This is a genomic window from Enterococcus sp. LJL51 (genome assembly GCF_054871795.1).
In genome coordinates this window covers 245254-263708 of the sequence record NZ_JBTXLW010000003.1, presented here as the reverse complement: position 1 = coordinate 263708, position 18455 = coordinate 245254, and the positions used below count along the sequence as shown (strand labels likewise).

At 39.0% G+C, this 18455-nt stretch carries 15 protein-coding genes; 14 read left to right on the top strand and 1 reads right to left on the bottom strand.

Annotated elements, in window-relative coordinates; translation table 11 throughout:
- The coding region (locus ACYSNQ_RS05345; protein WP_426081797.1) for a hypothetical protein at positions 1-212 on the top strand (212 nt) is incomplete at its 5' end.
- On the opposite strand, the gene ACYSNQ_RS05340 is transcribed toward ACYSNQ_RS05345, so the two are convergent.
- Positions 162-1091: a mechanosensitive ion channel family protein gene (locus tag ACYSNQ_RS05340; RefSeq protein ID WP_426081796.1), complete on the bottom strand. Its 930-nt coding sequence runs from the start codon at positions 1089-1091 to the stop codon at positions 162-164. The two genes, ACYSNQ_RS05345 and ACYSNQ_RS05340, sit on opposite strands and share 51 nt — an antisense overlap.
- Positions 1092-1245: 154 nt before the next feature.
- Here ACYSNQ_RS05340 and ACYSNQ_RS05335 point away from each other — a divergent pair, with 154 nt between their 5' ends.
- From ACYSNQ_RS05335 to ACYSNQ_RS05275, 13 genes are all read left to right on the top strand, one after another.
- Positions 1246-2253, top strand: coding sequence for a branched-chain amino acid aminotransferase (locus tag ACYSNQ_RS05335; protein ID WP_426081795.1), 1008 nt, complete (start codon positions 1246-1248; stop codon positions 2251-2253).
- A 218-nt stretch (positions 2254-2471) separates the two neighbouring features.
- Positions 2472-3212, top strand: coding sequence for a LytR/AlgR family response regulator transcription factor (locus tag ACYSNQ_RS05330; protein WP_426081794.1), 741 nt, complete (start codon positions 2472-2474; stop codon positions 3210-3212).
- A 286-nt stretch (positions 3213-3498) separates the two neighbouring features.
- The gene (locus ACYSNQ_RS05325; protein WP_426081793.1) at positions 3499-3795 is read left to right on the top strand and encodes a WXG100 family type VII secretion target; all 297 of its coding nucleotides are present in this window, start codon (positions 3499-3501) and stop codon (positions 3793-3795) included.
- A 186-nt stretch (positions 3796-3981) separates the two neighbouring features.
- The gene (gene esaA, locus ACYSNQ_RS05320; RefSeq protein WP_426081792.1) at positions 3982-7515 is read left to right on the top strand and encodes a type VII secretion protein EsaA; all 3534 of its coding nucleotides are present in this window, start codon (positions 3982-3984) and stop codon (positions 7513-7515) included.
- Positions 7512-7979 (top strand): hypothetical protein, encoded by a 468-nt coding sequence (locus ACYSNQ_RS05315; protein ID WP_426081791.1) that lies wholly within the window; start codon positions 7512-7514, stop codon positions 7977-7979. Before esaA ends, ACYSNQ_RS05315 begins: the two co-directional genes overlap by 4 nt.
- Positions 7969-8244 carry an EsaB/YukD family protein gene (locus ACYSNQ_RS05310; protein ID WP_426081790.1) on the top strand — a complete coding sequence of 92 codons (276 nt, stop codon included), beginning with the start codon at positions 7969-7971 and terminating at the stop codon, positions 8242-8244. The genes ACYSNQ_RS05315 and ACYSNQ_RS05310 overlap by 11 nt, the downstream gene beginning before the upstream one ends.
- Positions 8231-9454: a type VII secretion protein EssB gene (essB, locus tag ACYSNQ_RS05305; protein ID WP_426081789.1), complete on the top strand. Its 1224-nt coding sequence runs from the start codon at positions 8231-8233 to the stop codon at positions 9452-9454. The genes ACYSNQ_RS05310 and essB overlap by 14 nt, the downstream gene beginning before the upstream one ends.
- Positions 9455-13963 (top strand): type VII secretion protein EssC, encoded by a 4509-nt coding sequence (essC, locus tag ACYSNQ_RS05300; RefSeq protein WP_426081787.1) that lies wholly within the window; start codon positions 9455-9457, stop codon positions 13961-13963.
- 241 nt (positions 13964-14204) lie between these two features.
- Entirely contained in the window at positions 14205-14609 is a 405-nt protein-coding gene (locus ACYSNQ_RS05295; RefSeq protein WP_426081786.1) for a hypothetical protein, read from the top strand.
- 15 nt (positions 14610-14624) lie between these two features.
- Positions 14625-14924, top strand: a complete 300-nt coding sequence (locus ACYSNQ_RS05290) for a WXG100 family type VII secretion target (RefSeq protein WP_426081785.1) — start codon at positions 14625-14627, stop codon at positions 14922-14924.
- 1 nt (position 14925) lies between these two features.
- Positions 14926-15615, top strand: a complete 690-nt coding sequence (locus ACYSNQ_RS05285) for a DUF5081 family protein (RefSeq protein WP_426081784.1) — start codon at positions 14926-14928, stop codon at positions 15613-15615.
- Positions 15616-15632: 17 nt separating this feature from the next.
- Positions 15633-16922 (top strand): hypothetical protein, encoded by a 1290-nt coding sequence (locus tag ACYSNQ_RS05280; protein ID WP_426081783.1) that lies wholly within the window; start codon positions 15633-15635, stop codon positions 16920-16922.
- A 17-nt stretch (positions 16923-16939) separates the two neighbouring features.
- Positions 16940-18454, top strand: coding sequence for a hypothetical protein (locus tag ACYSNQ_RS05275; protein ID WP_426081782.1), 1515 nt, complete (start codon positions 16940-16942; stop codon positions 18452-18454).
- Position 18455: the final 1 nt, after the last annotated feature.

The following is an 18455-nucleotide window of genomic DNA, read 5'->3' as shown; positions in this document are numbered from 1 at the left end:
TCTTGATTCCTCCTTTTGGATTGGTTCGCCAAATTAATTCTAAAGGATTTCAAGGTGTCTTTTCTATTGTTTTGGAAAATAAAAAAGATATTGGTGGAATTCCACCAACATCAAAAAGTATAGAGCCGAAAAAACTACCCACTTTTCAATGGGTAGTTTTTTTATTTTATCGTAATTGGGCTATTAGGAATACTGAAGCCTGCTTCGGATAAAGCAACGACATATTGAGAAAGAAAATCTTCTTTAATGGAAGCCTGTTTACCATTGAGAACATACATAATCGTACGAATGGCAAAGTTGCCGTTGCCTAAATCAACCATACCAAAAAGTGTTGGTCCATTCTGAATATCTTCTTCGTGCTTGGCAGCAAGCCGTTCATTTACTTCAGTGATTGTTTGCTGGATTTGCTCAATCCCTTCTTCCGGCACAATGCGAACATCAATCATAACTTGAATATTGGAGCGTGAGAGATTGCTGATTGTTACGATGCTGCGGTTGGGAATAAAATGGACGGTACCATCCAATGACTTTAGCTGGGTTGTCCTCAGACCAATAGAAGTGACCGTTCCTTCAATATCCAAGGCTAGCAGACGAATATAATCTCCTACATCCATCTGTTGTTCAAGGATGATGAAAAAGCCAGTAATAATATCATTCATAAAGCCTTGAGCTCCTAAACCAATGGCGACACCGGCGATACCTGCTCCAGCCAGCAGCGATCCAATCGGTACGCCAATGACACTTAACAAGGAGTAGATAAAAAAGAAAAACAGTGTGTATTGAAAAGCATTTCTTGTTAATAAATGCAGCGTATTAACACGGCTATTGCTGAGTGATTGCTTTTTACCAATCTGATTTTTATATAAATGATTGATTAAGGCTTTACCTATTCGATTAATTAATAAGAATAAAAGGATGAGAAAGGCAATATAAATGACTTTTTCAATGATGACTGCGGTAATCTTATCCCAGTCAATGGACTGCCAGTACCGTTGGAAAGCATTGACTTTTTTTACGGTTTCTTCTGTTATGTATAGACCTGATGAATCTGTGGTACTCTGTAACGTTGTTCTTTGTTGAAGTAGAAACATAGTGTTTCCTCCTTTAATATGACACTTTCTCTATTTTACCCAAAAAGTTGAAAACCTGCCAGCTTTGTTGGCTTTCTCAGTAAAATTTTCAGAAAAATCTAACAATCAATAAGAGAATATGTTACAATATTCTGAAAAATGAGGGGGAATATTAATGATCGATTGGGAAAACTTGGGCTTTGACTATATCAAAACACCATTCCGTTATCTGTCTATCTGGAAAGATGGCGAATGGGATGAAGGACAACTAACGGAGGACAATACACTGCACCTTCATGAAGGATCAGCCGCTCTCCATTACGGACAGCAGAGCTTTGAAGGTCTTAAAGCCTATCGATGTAAAGATGGTTCTATCAACTTGTTTCGGGTGGAAGAAAATGCAAGGAGAATGAATCGTAGTGCAGAACGTTTATTGATGGCTAAAGTGCCGGAAGAGAAGTTTGTTCAAGCGGTAAAAGAGGTGGTACGAGCAAATAGTGATTATGTTCCACCTTACGGGACAGGTGCGACATTATATATTCGCCCTTTGTTGATTGGGATTGGTCCTGGGATTGGTGTAAACCCTGCGCCAGAGTATTTATTCACGGTCTTCTGTATGCCAGTTGGTGCCTACTTTAAGGGTGGGTTGACACCAACGAACTTTATCGTCTCTGATTATGATCGAGCAGCCCCGCAAGGAACAGGGGCAGTGAAAGTTGGCGGGAATTATGCTGCTAGCTTGTACCCGGGAGAGCAGGCTCATGAACGAAAATTCTCTGACTGTATCTATCTTGATCCTGAAACACATACAAAGATTGAAGAGGTGGGCTCGGCAAACTTCTTTGGTATTACTGCGGACAATCGTTTTGTAACGCCGCTATCGCCGTCGATTTTACCAAGCATTACCAAGTATTCTTTGCTTTATCTGGCTGAGCATCGGCTGGGGATGGAAGTTTTAGAAGGGGATGTGTATTTGGATCAGCTGGATCAATATTCAGAGGCTGGAGCCTGTGGAACAGCTGCTGTTATCTCACCAATAGGCGGCATCCAGACATTTGATTCTTTCCATGTTTTTTATAGTGAAACTGAGGTAGGTCCAGTTACGCAAAAATTGTATGATGAACTAACGGGAATTCAGTTTGGTGATGTGGAAGCACCAGCAGGCTGGATTGAAAAGATATAAGATATTTTTTATTTTATAAACATGAAATCACTGCAACAGTCTAAAGAAAATTTCTTCAGACTGTTTTTTATTTCCTTTGTAGGTGAAATAAACGAAGTAAAAAGATAATGATTTCATTTTTTGAGAATAATTCTCGGCTTTTTGTGGTATTATAACTATATAGAGCATGTTGGAGCTCTAATTAAAAAAGGTGAAAAAGGTTGCTGGAGGAGAGGGAAATGAGAATTGCATTATTTGATGAAAATGTTGATGATTTGAATCTTTTACAATCTCTGTTATTGTCGCTGGCGAGTCAAGAGCATGAACTGGCTACATTTGATAGTGGGCTAGACTTGTTAAAGGCAATAGGAGCAGAGGAAGAAAGGTTTGATATTTATTTTTTAGCAGTTGAAGGAAAACAGCTCTCAGGGATAGAAGCTGCTGAGGCTATAAGAGAGAGTAATCTTGAAGCGTTAATTATTTTTCTATCAGAGGATATGGAGAAGATGGCATCGGTATTCAAATTTCAAACCTTTGACTACCTGCTAAAGCCAGTTCTATTTGAAACGCTAAAAGAAACAGTTGAACGGGCCCGTAGATATTTTAATACCATTCATCCTTATTTTGAGTTTTCCTTTAAGAAAAGAAACTTTCTTCTTTCAATGAATGATATTTCATATATTGGAAAGTCAGGCAGAATTGCCTATATCCACACAGAAAATGAAATCTATAAGAGTTATTTAACAATGTCTGAAATTATGAATAAATTAAATCCTGATTTGTTTATCCGGATTCACGGCAGCTATGTAGTCAATCTTAACTATGTGACAAAAGTGGTCAATGGTGAGGTATTCGTTCGAACGAAAAGTGAAACTGGGATAAGCGAGGCAGCTATTTCTATTAGCAGAACCTTTAAAGAGGATTTGAAATCAAAATATGCTTTTTTTGTAAATCAAAGAAGAGTAAAATCAATAAAGTAGTTTTCTATTTATTTAATAGAAATCAAAAAGGGCAGTATAGTTTTTTCGATACTAGAAAAAATGTACTGCTTTTTTTGTTTTTTTAGTGAAAATAAAAAGTAATTTAGAACGTCTAACGAACAAATTGAACGAAATGATTAAATTTGTATAATATGCTATTTTTTACTTATAAACTGCAAGTTTTTACATTTAGATACTATGAATAAAGAAGTATGGTAAAATTACTCTGTTAGAAAGAATAAGAAACTTTCTATATAAATATTAATTATAATTGGAGGAATGTAAAATGGCTGGTAATATGAAAATGGATTTTGGTGCTTTAGAAGATTCAGCAAAGAAATATGGTACAGGTGCTGACGATATCGATCAAGTACTACAAAACTTAACAAGCGAGCAGCAAGTAATCCTTGGTATCTGGGAAGGTGAAGCTGCGAGACAATTTGATGCTCAATTCCAAGAACTGTCACCAAAAGTACAACAGTTTGCTGAATTATTAAGAGATATCAATTCACAACTGAACGAAAGCGCTAGAATCATGAGAGAAACTGATGAACAGCTTTCAAAAGTTTACGGTTTACAATAAAAACAACGGTTACTTTTGTAACGAATGAAAGTAACGCAGAAGGAATAGAGCGGGGGTTCAACCTCCCCCTATTCTTTTTTGTTATCCAAAAAATAGTTTATCTTTTTAATAGAAGTTTATTTAGTTCTTTATGTAATTATATTTTTAGTTATAAATAGTTTTTATTTTATTTTTAGGAGAGTGGAGATGAATAATAAGAAACTTTATTATATTTTAAGGTCTGTTTGGATGGTAGTGATCCTTCTTATTACCCTTATATTTATGAATCGTGATTTCACCGATATTTCTGCAAAAAAAGAACAGGAAGAAGAAACCAGACTGAACATAGCCTTAGTTAATGAGGATGTAGGGGTAACACGTAATGGCAGAACCTATCATTTAGGTGCTGACTATGTGAAGAAGATTGAGAAGGATACCGATCATAACTGGTATACAGTATCTCGGGGAATAGGCGAGAGCGGTCTAAAGAATGGTACATATAATTTATTAGTAACGATTCCCAGCAGTTTTTCTGATAAATTACTTGAGTTAGACAGTACTTCTCCAGAGAAGGTTCAAATCAATTACAAAATTAATTCCAATGGCAATAGTGCATTGGAGAATGAATCTAAGAGCGTCGGGCGTCGGATTGTCAGCGGACTGAATCAGCAGCTGGTAGATATGTATGTTGTCAGTATTATTGATAATTTGTTTACTGCACAAAAAAATATTGAAAAGGTTTATACCAATCAGACGGCTTCGGTTGACGAGTTCCAGAATATCTTGTATCAGCCGACAATTGATTTTAAAAACTATTTACCAGCAATCACTAGTCAATCAGATAGTGCTTTACAGTCCAATAATTTGTTGGCTGATTTATTAACGAGCTTTACAGATACAACGACTTCATTAGTGGATAGCCATAAAGATTATTCTTCTATTCTGGAACAGCTGCTGCAGCAGCGAGCAGATGGCAAACTGACATATGAAGAGTTTGTAGAGATATTGCTTTCATTAGACAGTAGTATTTTAAATTCTGAAACGAATCAGCTGTTTGGACAAGTAGACAAGGTAAATGAATTCTTTACGAATAATTTTATTTCAATGGAAGAAGGGGAGTATTTCCAGCAGATGGCTGGTCTGACAGGAGACTTCGAACAATCCAAATTAGATATTGAAGAACAAATTGAAGCATTGAATAAATTAAGGGACAATTTCTTTGGAACCTATGAAGAGCAGTTTTATCTTTCCTTTGGCTACAAAGCTCCTATAGAAGGAGAAACGTATCCGGAAATTACGTTGAGGGATGTACTGAAGAAAAATGATAACTCTGATCCTGATTTAGAAAATAATGAATCAACTGATGCCTTTAAAAACATTTCTGAGTTCAATACAAAATATGTTAAAAAAATGCAGGATCGATTAAACTTACTTCCAGTTCGGAATACTGCTGAGTTTGATGCCTTTGCATCGATTTTCCACTATGATAATGCTCCATACTGGAATTCGACTAGCGGCTTAGGAAATCCGTTAACTGAAATTGAAAGTTACTTAAACGGTACAGGAAAAATTAATGAAAAAATCAATGATATCAATGCACAGATTATTGCTGAAAATGATAAGTATTATGGCGTTGATCAGTGGAAGGATCTTGATCCTTATATTGCAGTGCCATTATTAGATTTTTCTGCAGATAATGCGGATGTGGACACAGGATATGGTAGTTACTATAGTGAGTTGAAGAAGAAACATGATGCTCTACTGAATCTTAGAGAGAATATATCTACTCGTTCTCAATACAACCGTTCTTTTAAAATCACTTGGAGAAATGTCGGAGAAAATTCTTACCTGTATATTAATCCTCCAGTTGGTGTGGATGTCATGTCAGTTGATAATGCCAAAAGAATGACGGCTGACGGAGTTATTCCACAGAAATATATAGTAACTAAAGGAACAAAGAGAGAGCTTAAAGTTAATTATAAATTTGAAACTGCGTATGATGAATCTGTACAAGACCCAACTATGACCATCAAGGCTGTACAGTCAAAAGTGGATGATAATGGAGGGTCAGTAGAACCAGTTAGATATGAAATAGTTCAAGATGAGCAAAACATACTTATTCAGCCAATGAATACGACGAACTCAGATGAAATTGAGGGAGTCACGGATGACTCACTTGAAGAAATGTCTGAAGAATCAACGGACCTTTTAACCGATGAGAGCTCAGTTAGTGAGAATGAAGCAGAGAATGAAACTGAAACAGGAGATAGCACAGAATCTCTTGAAGATATAGCTCCTCATTCAGCAGATGCATTGACGAGAGCTCAGGCTGGTTATTATGTTGAATGGGAGCAATCCCTAGACACATCTGTCTTTCTTTCGACAGAGTATCAAAATGCCAAACGCGAATACTCTGAAGAAATTGGAAAAATTTTAGAGCTCTATAAAACGGTAGATGAAGAACTAAAAGAATATTCAGATTATCCATTTATCACTTTCCATACCTTCCTTGATATGAAGCTAACTGACGTTTTCAAGTCTGTGTTGAATCAGTCATTTATGAACAGTGAAGGTGATTTTGAAAAGCAATGGACGCAGCTGCATACCTTAAAAGATCTTGCTGTATCTATGGAAACAAAAAATGAGCAAATTAATAAAACCCTTGGAGAAATTCAAAGTAATACAAGTACCCTAAATTCTTCAGTAGCTACACAGTTGGAATTGTTGAGTACATGGCAGGAAACTTCTGAATCATTAAAATCCAGCGAAGATCTAGTCAAATCAATGAACGATCAAACGGATACTGAAATCGATTCGATTAATGACACATTAAAAGCCATTTTGGCACAATCAGAAATGGTTAAAGAATCTTCTCAGCAAAATGTGGAAGAAGCAAATGGCGTGAAAAGCGTCTTTGACGGCTTTAACAAAGAGGTTGCTAATGCACAGAAAAATAGTGAAGATTTGTCGAACAATGCCGATTTAATCATGGAGGATCTGAATAAAGAACTGGAAAATAATTCCAGCTTTGTAGATGCCTTTGTCAAAGTATTAAACAATGCGTATGAAGACGGTGTACCGAACAACACATTGCTGCAGTTTATTGCCAATCCAGTTACTGGTAATGCAGAGGCAACCATTCAGACAACGGAAGTTAATCAGCCGTTTACGTGGATTTTGATAATGTTCACCTTGAGCTTATTTATTGCTTATCTCTTTGCTACACAGCCGGTTGTCCGTCGAATTAAAGATAGATTCAAGCGTGATCAGCTATGGTTCAAAGACAATATTATGGAAACTATCTTGTTGAGTACAAGTGCTGTTTTAGTTGGACTGATACTGGCGCTGTTAAGCATTGGTGAGCTTGCTATTACCAAGGAGGCACAGATTGTTTGGATTATGATGGTGATGATTTTCATGCTGATTTTCTCACTGATGAACCATTATGCATTGAAACAATTCCATGTTGCTGGTTTCGGATTGAGTCTCTTCTTATTTATCAGCTACGTGTTTGTCACGAATGCGATTGGTAAGAGTAAGGAAAACAATCCGATGGTTGGGTTTATCCGACAGATTAATCCGCTGTCGATAGGTGAAAATAATCTGGCAGATATCCTATCCAATAATCCGTTGGATGTTATGAAAATCATTTTATATGTACTGGTTATTGCTGCCTTAGTAGCGTTTAACATCTTCATCTGGAAGCCTCGGAAAAAGGCAAAGGAAGTGGCTAAGAAATGAAAAAATGGCTGATTTTAGCAATTTCGATTATTGGTTTGGGAACCTTTTCGCAAACTGCTGCAGCTAAAGAAACGCTGCTGGATAATGAGCTGGATTTAAAAACAGACCGTCTTAACAAAGAGCAGGGAGCAGATAATAAGACACAAAGCTTCATTGCTGAAGACCGTCTATTTGATGCAGAAATGATAGAACGAGTGAAGCATGCAGAAGAAGTGCAGGCACAAGCAAAAGAACAGGAAAAGGCTGAATACTTTTTAGTTGAGGCGCCGGCAGTGAAAGAGTTTGATACAGAGGAGCTGTTTGCCGATGGGGAAACAGTGAAACTGGCAAAGCAGGAGACAGCGGGAACACTCGCTGCTGCTCCGCCTTCGCTGCTTCCGCTACTTATAGGAACAGCGATACTGACTGGTGCAGCACTGTTTTTGTATCATTCAAGAAAAAGAGGAAAAGCAGATGGCAGATAGCAAAGAGCATATTAATATCACATTAGTTTATAACGATAATAAAGAGAAAATGGTTGATTTACGTATTCCCAATAATATTACGGTTTATCGTTTTATCAGAGAGCTAAACCAGATATTTGGGAGAAATAAAGAGTTGAAAAAGTATCAGTTGAAGGTTTCTAATAAAGGAATACTTTTAGATGAAGAAAAAAGGCTTAAGGATTTCCCGATTACGGACGGGGATATTATAGAAGTGTTGGAGGAGCAAGTACATGGAATCAGCTAAAGAAACATTGGCAGCAATAACGATTGAGAATCATACGTATGAATATACAAAGAACGCGGCAAGCTGGCTGCTTACGCTGCGCAAATCAGAGGTACAGGTGCATGAAGAAAAAGATTTAGCCTTATTAAAGGTGGCCCATCCTTTATTGATGGCAACAGAGATTCATTGGGAAGAGGATGCGGTGTCGTTTACTTATCAGCTGCCAAAGGAAAAAATCACTTTTTCTGAGCTGACTTCTCATTCAAAGGAAGATAAGTTACGGGCAATGGTCAATGTGGCAACAGTGAAGCAGCTGTTGGAATTACCGCTGACATTTTTTATCCATCCAGAAAATATTCTTTTTGATTACAATTTAATGCCGGTTATTGCTTACCGGGGGTTGGAAGGGAAGATGCCGCCTCAAGTAATTAATGAAGAGTTGTTGCTGCGTCAGTACAAAAGCTTGATTATTACTCTATTTGAAGGGAATCAAGATTTTTCTAAGCTGTATGAAGGACAGCTGGATATCAAAAAAGGGTCAAAATTTATTCAAACAGTCATTAATTTGGGCAGTTTTGAAGAAATCAGACAGTACCTGATTGAAAATTATGACCAAACAGTGATGCATACAGAGAAAACGACGCGGAAAGTCAGTAAGACACGTTTTACAGTGATGAAACAGCTGTCGATTTGGTTGCCTATTTTAGCTGTTGCATTGGCTATTCCGCTGATTTATCTGTTGTTTTTCCGGATGCCGTTTTTAGATCGGATGCAGGACACAGATACCGCCTTTTTGAAAAATGACTATGAAGCAGTTATTACAACGTTGGAGCCGGTAAAAACAGATGCTATTCCTTATACGCAAAAATATGAACTAGCATACAGTTTTGTCCAGGGAGAAGCTTTACAGGATAAACAGAAAACAGTTGTTTTAAACAATATTACCCTGCGCTCAGATGAAAATTATCTGGATTACTGGATTGAAAATGGCCGGGGAAATTTGGATGAAGCATTGGACGTAGCGAAAAAGTTAGAGGATTCTGATTTGATTCTTTATGGTATTACACAGAAAATTGAACAAGTTCGTAATGATGCTGCTATGTCAGGAACTGAAAAAGAAGAAACAATTTCTAAACTGGAAGATGATTATCAAAAATATCGTGAAAAACGTGACCTAGGTGTAGAAGAAGCCGAACAGACAACGGAAAGCACGCAGCAGGAGGGCAATTAGATGGGAAAAATGCAAGCGGTCATCTATTTTGAAGGCTATCGCTATCAGCTCCTACTCGATCAAGAGAAAGAGTTTTTGCTTTCTAATGATAATCAGGCCGATCTTCACTTGCCGCTGTCGGAAGAGGAGCAGCTTTCTCTACGCTACGATGGTGAATGGTTGTTGAAAAATGGTGATACTGAACAAGCAGTATCAAAAAATGAGCGTCATCAAATTTCGCTGAATAGTGGGAAAGAACTAACGATTCTACTGACAGCCGCTGAAAAAATGAAGATTTTTGATTTGTTGGATAAAAAAGAAATTATTATCGGAAATGAAAAAGGAGCATCACTAACGATTGCTGACTCTGAGTTTTCAGCAGTTTTAGAAAAATCCGGCGAAAAATGGAAAATGACCTTGCTGGGCGGCACGATTACGTTGAACAATCAGCTGATAACGGGTACAGAATACTTGCTGGAAAAAGGGGACGAGTTGTCATTTGACAGACATACCTTGAAAGTCTACGCACATGAAATTCATGCAACGCAGGGAACTGTACTAAATTCTAATTTTTGTGAAATTTATCGTTCCCGTTATGAAATGTATGATGAGTATCCTGATTTTCACCGCTCGCCGCGGATTATCTACAGGGAACCAGAAGAAAAGGTCATTATTAATGCGCCTAGCGATCCAAAAGAAGAACCCAAAGAACAACTAATAAAAATCATTGTTCCGCCTCTTGCTATGCTGGCGGTAACTGGGGTAATGGCATTCATGCGTTCCAGCGGGATGCTGGTCATTGCCAGTGCGGCTACTACATTGATGACGATTATCTTTTCTGTTCAGAACTATTTTAAAAATAAAAGGGAACATAAGCAAAGCTTGATTGATCGTGAGGTCAAATACAACCAATACCTAGTCGATAAGTCAGTTGAAATGTATCAGCTGAATGAAAAACAGCGGCAAGGTCAGCACTACCATTATCCGAATGTTTCAGAGATTTTGGAAATGGGAAAAACATATAGCCCGAGAATTTATGAAAAAACAGCACTGCATTTTGATTTTCTATACTATCGTCTTGGTTTAGGACGAGTAGATAGTACAAGCAACATTGACTACTCCAACCGTGAGCGTGGGAAAGAAACAGATGCACTTGAAAAGCTGGGCTATGAGTTGTATCTCAAAAGTCTTCAATTGGAGGATATGCCGATTCTGGCTAATCTGGTTCACGGACCAGTAGGCTACATTGGCCCGAGAAATCTTGTGTTGGAGCAGCTTCATCTGTTGGTAAATCAGCTGTCGTTATTCCACAGCTACCATGACTTACAGTTTATTTCGATTTTTCCTGAGGCTGAGAAGGACCAGTGGGAGTGGATGCGCTGGCTGCCTCATGCGAAGCTGCAGGACGTTAATGTTCGTGGATTTGTTTATAATCAGCGAAGTCGGGATCAGGTACTAAACAGTCTGAATCAGATTCTGAAAAATCGTAAAAATGCGATGGAAGAAAACAAAGGAAGTCGCGATAGTACAATTTTCACTCCGCACTATGTAGTTATGATTACGGATGAGAAGCTAATTCTTGACCATGTCATTATGGAATTCTTTAATGAGGACCCTAGTGCATTAGGCTGCAGCGTGATTTTTGTAGAAGATGTTATGAGCAGCTTATCAGATAATATCAAGACAGTTATTGATATCCGCGACCGAAATACCGGAGTTCTTTTGCTGGAACAAGGAAAATTGATGAACACGGCATTTAAGCTGGATCATTTCCCGCCAGGGTTTGATAAGGAGGCTCTGCCTCGTTTACTAGCGCCATTGAATCATTTACAAAATCTAAAATCCAGCATTCCGGAATCTGTTACTTTCTTAGAAATGTATGGGATTGAAACCTTCGATGAGTTCAATGTAACGCAGCGCTGGGCACAAAATTCACCGCATAAAACACTGGCGGTACCACTGGGACTTCGCGGGAAGGATGATATTGTTTATCTGAATCTCCATGAAAAAGCGCATGGACCACACGGACTAGTTGCCGGGACGACAGGTTCAGGTAAATCGGAAATTGTTCAAAGCTATATCCTAAGTTTAGCTGTGAATTTTCACCCGTATGATGTTGCCTTTCTACTGATTGACTATAAGGGCGGGGGGATGGCCAATCTCTTTAGAAACCTGCCTCATTTGCTGGGAAGCATTACCAATCTGGATGGCGCACAAAGTATGCGGGCCTTGATTTCTATCAATGCCGAGTTAAAAAGACGCCAGCGTTTATTCTCAGAGAACAACGTAAACCATATTAACCAGTACCAGAAGCTATACAAAAACGGTGATGTCGATGAACCAATGCCTCACTTATTCCTGATTAGTGATGAGTTCGCCGAACTGAAATCAGAACAGCCGGAATTTATGAAGGAGCTGGTTTCAACAGCCCGTATCGGTCGTTCTTTGGGAATTCACTTAATCTTAGCAACTCAGAAGCCTTCTGGGGTAGTAAATGATCAAATCTGGAGTAACTCGAAATTCAAGCTATGTCTGAAGGTTGCCGACAAATCAGATAGTATGGAAATGCTGAAAACAGCAGATGCCGCTGAAATCACACAGGCAGGACGTTCTTATCTTCAAGTTGGGAATAACGAAATTTATGAGTTGTTCCAAAGTGCATGGAGCGGGGCGGACTATCAGCCGGATAAAGACGATCAGCAGATTGAGGATCATACGATTTATCTAGTCAATGAGCTGGGACAGTACGAAATCCTAAGCGAAGATTTAAGCGGACTGGAAAATGCAGAAGATGTCAAACAGATTCCAACTGAATTGGATGCAATTATCGATGGAATTCATGATGTAGCAAATCAGGAAAATATTACGCCGCTGCCAAGACCATGGCTGCCGCCGCTGGAAGAAAGAATTATTGTCAGCGAGCTGCATCCAACGAATTTCAAGGAAGCTTGGGTAACAGAGAAACAACAGTTAGAACCTACCCTTGGTGTAGTTGATATTCCAAGTATGCAGGCGCAGGAAACCTTAAACGTGAACATGACACACGAAGGACATATTGCTGTATTCAGTAGTCCAGGCTATGGAAAAAGTACCTTTATGCAGACGGTGGTTATGGACCTTGCTCGTACGCACAATCCGGAACGCCTGAACGTTTATCTATTGGACTTTGGAACCAATGGACTATTACCTTTGAAGAAGCTGCCTCATGTAGCAGATACGATGAGCATTGATGAAGAAGAAAAAATTGCTAAATTCGCACGAAGAATTAGCGATGAGCTGAAACGCCGTAAGAAATTGCTAAGTGAGTTTTCTGTAGCCAGTCTGGAAATGTACGAAAAAGCCAGCGGCAAAGAAGAGCCGATTATCCTAATCCTGTTGGATGGATACGAAGGGATGAAGGGAGCTAAGTTTGAAGAGCTTCTGGACAAAGTGATTACACAGGTTGCCCGTGAAGGAGCCGGTATCGGCCTTCATCTGGTATTGTCGGCTGGACGTCAAAATTCTATGCGGATGAACCTTTCAAGCAACATCAAGCTGCAGATTGCGTTGAAGCTGATTGATGATGCAGAGCCGCGCTCAATTGTGGGACGTACAACATTGACTATCGACGACCTGCCAGGGCGTGGACTGATTAAGCTGGAAGAACCTGAGCTATTCCAAACAGCTCTACCGGCTGCAGGGGAGGATACACTACAAATCATTGAAGCCATTCAAGACGAAGTTGCGGAAATGGATGCCTACTGGACAGGTGAACGCCCTGAAGAAATACCAATGGTGCCGGAAGTTCTTTATTTTGAAGAATTCAAGCAGAAAAAACGTGTACAACAGCTTATTTCAGAAGGTCATATGCCGATTGGTCTGCATTATGAAACAGTAGAACCGATCACTGTCTCTTTTGCAGCTTACAAGCATTTGCCAGTTTTCGCACCAAAGTATGAGCGTTTAGTGAACTGTATGCATAGTCTGCAAGGCTTTATCGCTGAATCAAATCATTATGATTATATGATTTTTGATGATCAGGAAGAAAATCTGGCAGAATATCAGGAAACAGCTTTTGGCTACAGCTCTGAAAAAGAAAACTTCCTGTCAATGTGTCAAAAAATCATCGAATTTATTGAAGACAGAGAAGATGATTATGAGGATATGAAGGACAGCGGCGAGGTTGCAAATCTGAAGGAGTTCCTCCTAAAAGTAAAACCTTTGGTTCTCGTTATCCCTAACATCTCCTATTTCCTTGCAGATATTGATAAGGAAGCAGAGAAGTTATTTATTCAAATCATACAAAATGGCGCCCAGGTCGGCGTGTATCTCTTGTATGGTTCAGTCTTTAATGCAGTGAACGGTTACGACGATTTAAGCAAGCTTCTGAAATCTTTCGACAAAGGAATTGTTCTTGGAAAAGTTGCAGATCAGTCTCAGCTGAAAGCTTCTAATCTTGGCTATAAAGAGCCGGCGCCAGATGATACAGAAGGCTATCTGGTAGAAAGCGAATTTGCTGATAAATTGAAAATATCGTTGTCTATAAAGTAAAAAAATAGGGTGAATCTCTTTAGAGACTCACCCCATACATAGGAACAAACGGAGAAGGCAGTAGCTTGAAAATTTGAATGTTTTCAGCTCCTTCTTCCTGCAAAGAAAAACCGTTTTTGAAAAGTTTGTGGCAAAGGCACTATGGCCTTTATCTTTAGCCAAGTGAATAACAGATTCGCAGATAGATAAATACTTAGAAGATAGGAAAGCTAGTTGTATAGGAATAAAGGAGGAAATAATTATGTTCGGATGGTTTAGCAAGACACCTACTGAGGAAAAGAGAGATACCTATCAGTCGCTTTATAACTCGTTGAAAAGCTATCAATCAAAGGTTGAGTCCAAAATAGCGACAGCTGAATCAAGTATTAGTACGTATAAATCGGCAGTTCCCAATTTGTCTAATTCGAAAGTTCCCTCGCAATATTTTGATCAGAAGCGTGAGGAGTATACAGAAAAGCTGGATGACTATATCAAGGGTGAAAAGGAAAAAAAGAAGGATTTAGTGACAGCAAAAAATAAAGCTAAAGAACAATATGAGAAATATAAACAGCTGGCGATTACAGAGGAACGAGATCGCAAAGCCAAAGAAGAGAAAAAGAAAAAAGAAGAGCAGGAAAAAAGAAAGCAAGCAGCGGCTGGAAAATAAGAAGGAGTTGGTAGTATGTCTAAAATTGAAATTCGAGGTAACGAACTGGAAGAGGTTATTGAAGCAGCTAAAACGATGAAAAAAGGAATTGGAGACACACTGACGAAAGCCAAAAGCTTAAAGGCAAAAGTAGAGGCTACAGAATGGACTGGAAAAAATAAAAAAGCATTTGTTGCCTATCTGGATTTAATTTATCAGTACCATGAAGATTTGAATAAAGCAATGAAAGCTCAAAAAACAGCAGTGAAAAATTTAAAAAATAATATTTCTTCTTTTGATAATCTTTCAGAGCCTTCTAAAGTAAGGAGTCTATAAAATGAATAATCAAACATTTTCATTTGCAGAGTTAAGTTTACTGGCGGAGGCTTTTGAAGTAGAAGTTATTTTTGGCATGCCGGATAAAAAATCAGAGATGCTTTTTGATTCTGCTTTTGCCTCGGAAGCTGAAAAAAGATTAAAAGAAAAGAAAATTTTAAGTGAAGAAAGCCGATTAACCGAAGGCGGATTTTACGTAGTTAAGGCTTTGGAGGAATATTGTGTCAGCACAGAGTATCTTAGAATTAACAATATAATGATTGCCTTCTCCAATGATAAAAAACACCTAATTGTGCTATCTGAAATCGAAAGTACCAAAGAATATAAATTGATTGTTTATGATCAGCTGTCTTTTATTAAAGAGATGTATGAAACAGTTCCTATGATAAACAGAGAACCATTGCCGGAAGACATGGAGTATAGTACTAAACGATTGCGTAATGCAACAAGGCGTGAATGGGAAAAAGAGTTGTTTTCGGAAGACATATTTAATCTGGAAATCTTCAAAGAGGAAGATATTCAAAATGAAGAAAAGCATGTTCAATGGCTATTTTTTGAAAAAGAAGAAAAGCTGATTGGGATTGATGTGACCAAAGAGAAATATTATCAGTTCAGCCAATACTATTTTTTGAAAACAGTTTTTGAGGCGCTGCATATCTCCATAGAAGAGGTTGTCAAAAATCAAAAATAGAAGGGTGGGAATTCATTATGACAAAGGTCATTAAAGGAGCAACAGTCGAATATAAAGGGATAAGTAAAGGCTCTACAGCAACAATGCATAAGCCGTTTGGTTCAAGTGACCGGCAAAATATTCAGGGAATGCTTTATGGTGGGAAACGTCCTGCTCAGAATTTTGGTTTTAGCCGACCGAGTACAGGGCATAACCGACAGGATATTTTATCATCAATCAATAAGCGGCCTGCACAGACATTAGATTTAAAGCGACCGTTATATCAGTCTAATCAGACTGGTTCAGGTACGCAGAACGGTTTAAATCCATTGATTTATAAAGGGAATGTGAAAGAAAACAGCTTTAGCTATATTAAAAAAGGGTCGGCTTCTACTAATGGTGCAAAGACTCTTGAAGCCAAATATGTTCGTCAAGAACCAATAAATCAAGGAATTGCTGATAGAATGTATCGGCCCGGCGGGCAGACATTTGAATCCAAACAAACCTGGCAAACCTTAGAAGCACATAATGTAACTGAAGGGGCAGGACAAAATGTAAAAACGGATAAAATGCAGCGGCCGACCGGACAGACCTTCGAGGCCGATACATTCGATCGGCCCGGTGGTCAAGCAGTTCCAACGGATAAAATGACTCGTCCTGGCTCAAGCGGACAAACACTTGAGGCCAACCCTATCTATCGCCCAGGAGGACAAGCGTCAGGCTCCGCTTCTGGCTCCGCTTCTGGCCTTCGACCAGTTAATCAAGGTTCAGGAGGTTATACTTCGCAATCAAGTGGAGGCTATCAAAATTATCCGTCAGGAGGCAGTTATCAGTCTATTCCATATTATGGTAGTATGCCCCAACCGGTATGGACATCTGCTCATGCGAACCCAGTAGCCAGAGAAGCAGCCGCTGGTGCTGTAGCGGCAGGAGGCGCCGCAGCAGCTGCCGTTGCGGCTGGAATTGCTGGTACGAAAGGCGGGCTGAACAAAATAGTTGGAGCAGTAGCTGGTGCACTTGGCGGAGCAGGAATGGTGAAATTTGATATCGAGGGAATGCTGGATATTGTTGATGGACTCGAAGAGATTTTAACTGAGTTTACAGAGACAATCGTTCCCGCAGCAGAAAAAGTTGCTCAATCAAATTTTTATATCAATGGAAAAGCTAAAGATGCCTGTAAAACTTTGGAACAGGTGACTGGAAAGACAGAAGAGATTATTGGACATTATTACCGCGCATCAGGTTTGGTAACGAAAACGATAGAAAAAGCAGTTGAAACAGACGAAGGTCTGGCTCAGGCAATCATGAACAGATACGGACAAGGATAGCGGAGGTGAAACGTTACATGGTTGATGTAAAAACCAGCTCTGGCGGCTGGGAGAAAATGAGAAGCGGACTGGGAAACCTGATTGGTACAGGCTGGTTCGCAGGAGACGGAGTATTTGATGATTTGAAAGATATCAACAAATACATGGAAGAAGCAGAAGAAAAAATCAGAGAAAAAGATGTCGATGGTGTGATTTCATTTTCCCATACTAGTAAAAAAAGCAAGCTGAATGATCTTTTCGACAAGTTGGATGTGCTCCATACATACAGCGGGAAAGCGCATGACCTTGTTGATGAACACATTGATGATCCTTTTCATGTGGATATTGACAGCTATGTAGAAGCAATGGAAGCTTTATCGATTAATAATTATTCTACCGATAATACTATTGGTTCAACAGAAATAGTTGTGACAACTAAGGATGGCTACAATTTTGAAACATCTACAAAGAAAAAAGACAGTATCACAGCAGATGATTTGTTTGCAGAAGACACTGTTTTGGGTAAGCAGCTGAAAGCCGATTTTGATAAATACAAGGTGAACTACACTGGCGATAAAGATGATATGATCGACAACTACAGTGATTTTAGAACTGCCTCCTTAAATACAGGTGCTTTCGACTATAAATCAATTAAAGATCAGCAAATGGAAAAAGAAATGTGGGTCAATTTGGGACTGGCCGCTGTGACCCTAGTAGTCGGTCTGGTTTGTCCACCAGCCGGTGCAGTTCTGGGCATTGCATTGGCATCTGCTGAACTGGGAAGCGCCCTGACGGGGAAGGACTGGATTAGCGGCAGAGAGCTGGATACAGGGGAGCGCTGGACACGAGGAGCCCTTTCCGTTGTCAGTATCGCCTTTGATGTATCTGCGCTGCGTTCCTTTAGTAAGGCAACTCAGCAAGCCAATGCTATGAAGTATGCGTTTAAAGGTGGTGCCAGTAAGCTGGAGCATCTATCAGATATGACCTTGGCGGCTAAAAATATGGCGAAAACACGCATTACCAACTTTAAAAATGCATTGACATCGATACCAGCAAAACTTAAAAACGGGTATAATACGGTTAAGACGAATGTCAAAAGTGCGACAAATTATGTGAAGAATAAAGTTAGTAATTTTAGTAGAGTAAGTAACGCAGATGAAACTGTTAAATACTATAGAGTTCAAGGCGGAGGTTCTGGAGGGAAAACAAGCCAATACAGGATAAAAGTAAATGCTGATGGAACAATTTCTATTCCAAATAAAACAGCGGATTTAAATGTTAGTGCTTATGATTTAGAACATGCTCAATATTTTAGAGATACTGCTAGACCTGGTGGAGAAATTGTTGAATTTCAAGTTCCAAAAGAACTAGATGATATTATTAAAGAAAACATGGTTGATCAATACGGCTATAAAACAAATCCGAAAAATCAAGGAGGAATGGCACCTAAACTGGTTGATCCTACAACACCTGGAGTAAGCTATGAACTTCCTTCGGATCCTTGGATAGAATGGCTTGAAGAATATGCACATTCTGCTAAAATACTGGAATAAG

Bases quoted from the DNA above. Each gene is read 5' to 3' on its own strand.
- ACYSNQ_RS05340 (WP_426081796.1), bottom strand. From the start codon at position 1,091: ATGTTTCTACTTCAACAAAGAACAACGTTACAGAGTACCACAGATTCA.
- ACYSNQ_RS05335 (WP_426081795.1), top strand. From the start codon at position 1,246: ATGATCGATTGGGAAAACTTGGGCTTTGACTATATCAAAACACCATTC.
- ACYSNQ_RS05330 (WP_426081794.1), top strand. From the start codon at position 2,472: ATGAGAATTGCATTATTTGATGAAAATGTTGATGATTTGAATCTTTTA.
- ACYSNQ_RS05325 (WP_426081793.1), top strand. From the start codon at position 3,499: ATGGCTGGTAATATGAAAATGGATTTTGGTGCTTTAGAAGATTCAGCA.
- esaA (WP_426081792.1), top strand. From the start codon at position 3,982: ATGAATAATAAGAAACTTTATTATATTTTAAGGTCTGTTTGGATGGTA.
- ACYSNQ_RS05315 (WP_426081791.1), top strand. From the start codon at position 7,512: ATGAAAAAATGGCTGATTTTAGCAATTTCGATTATTGGTTTGGGAACC.
- ACYSNQ_RS05310 (WP_426081790.1), top strand. From the start codon at position 7,969: ATGGCAGATAGCAAAGAGCATATTAATATCACATTAGTTTATAACGAT.
- essB (WP_426081789.1), top strand. From the start codon at position 8,231: ATGGAATCAGCTAAAGAAACATTGGCAGCAATAACGATTGAGAATCAT.
- essC (WP_426081787.1), top strand. From the start codon at position 9,455: ATGGGAAAAATGCAAGCGGTCATCTATTTTGAAGGCTATCGCTATCAG.
- ACYSNQ_RS05295 (WP_426081786.1), top strand. From the start codon at position 14,205: ATGTTCGGATGGTTTAGCAAGACACCTACTGAGGAAAAGAGAGATACC.
- ACYSNQ_RS05290 (WP_426081785.1), top strand. From the start codon at position 14,625: ATGTCTAAAATTGAAATTCGAGGTAACGAACTGGAAGAGGTTATTGAA.
- ACYSNQ_RS05285 (WP_426081784.1), top strand. From the start codon at position 14,926: ATGAATAATCAAACATTTTCATTTGCAGAGTTAAGTTTACTGGCGGAG.
- ACYSNQ_RS05280 (WP_426081783.1), top strand. From the start codon at position 15,633: ATGACAAAGGTCATTAAAGGAGCAACAGTCGAATATAAAGGGATAAGT.
- ACYSNQ_RS05275 (WP_426081782.1), top strand. From the start codon at position 16,940: ATGGTTGATGTAAAAACCAGCTCTGGCGGCTGGGAGAAAATGAGAAGC.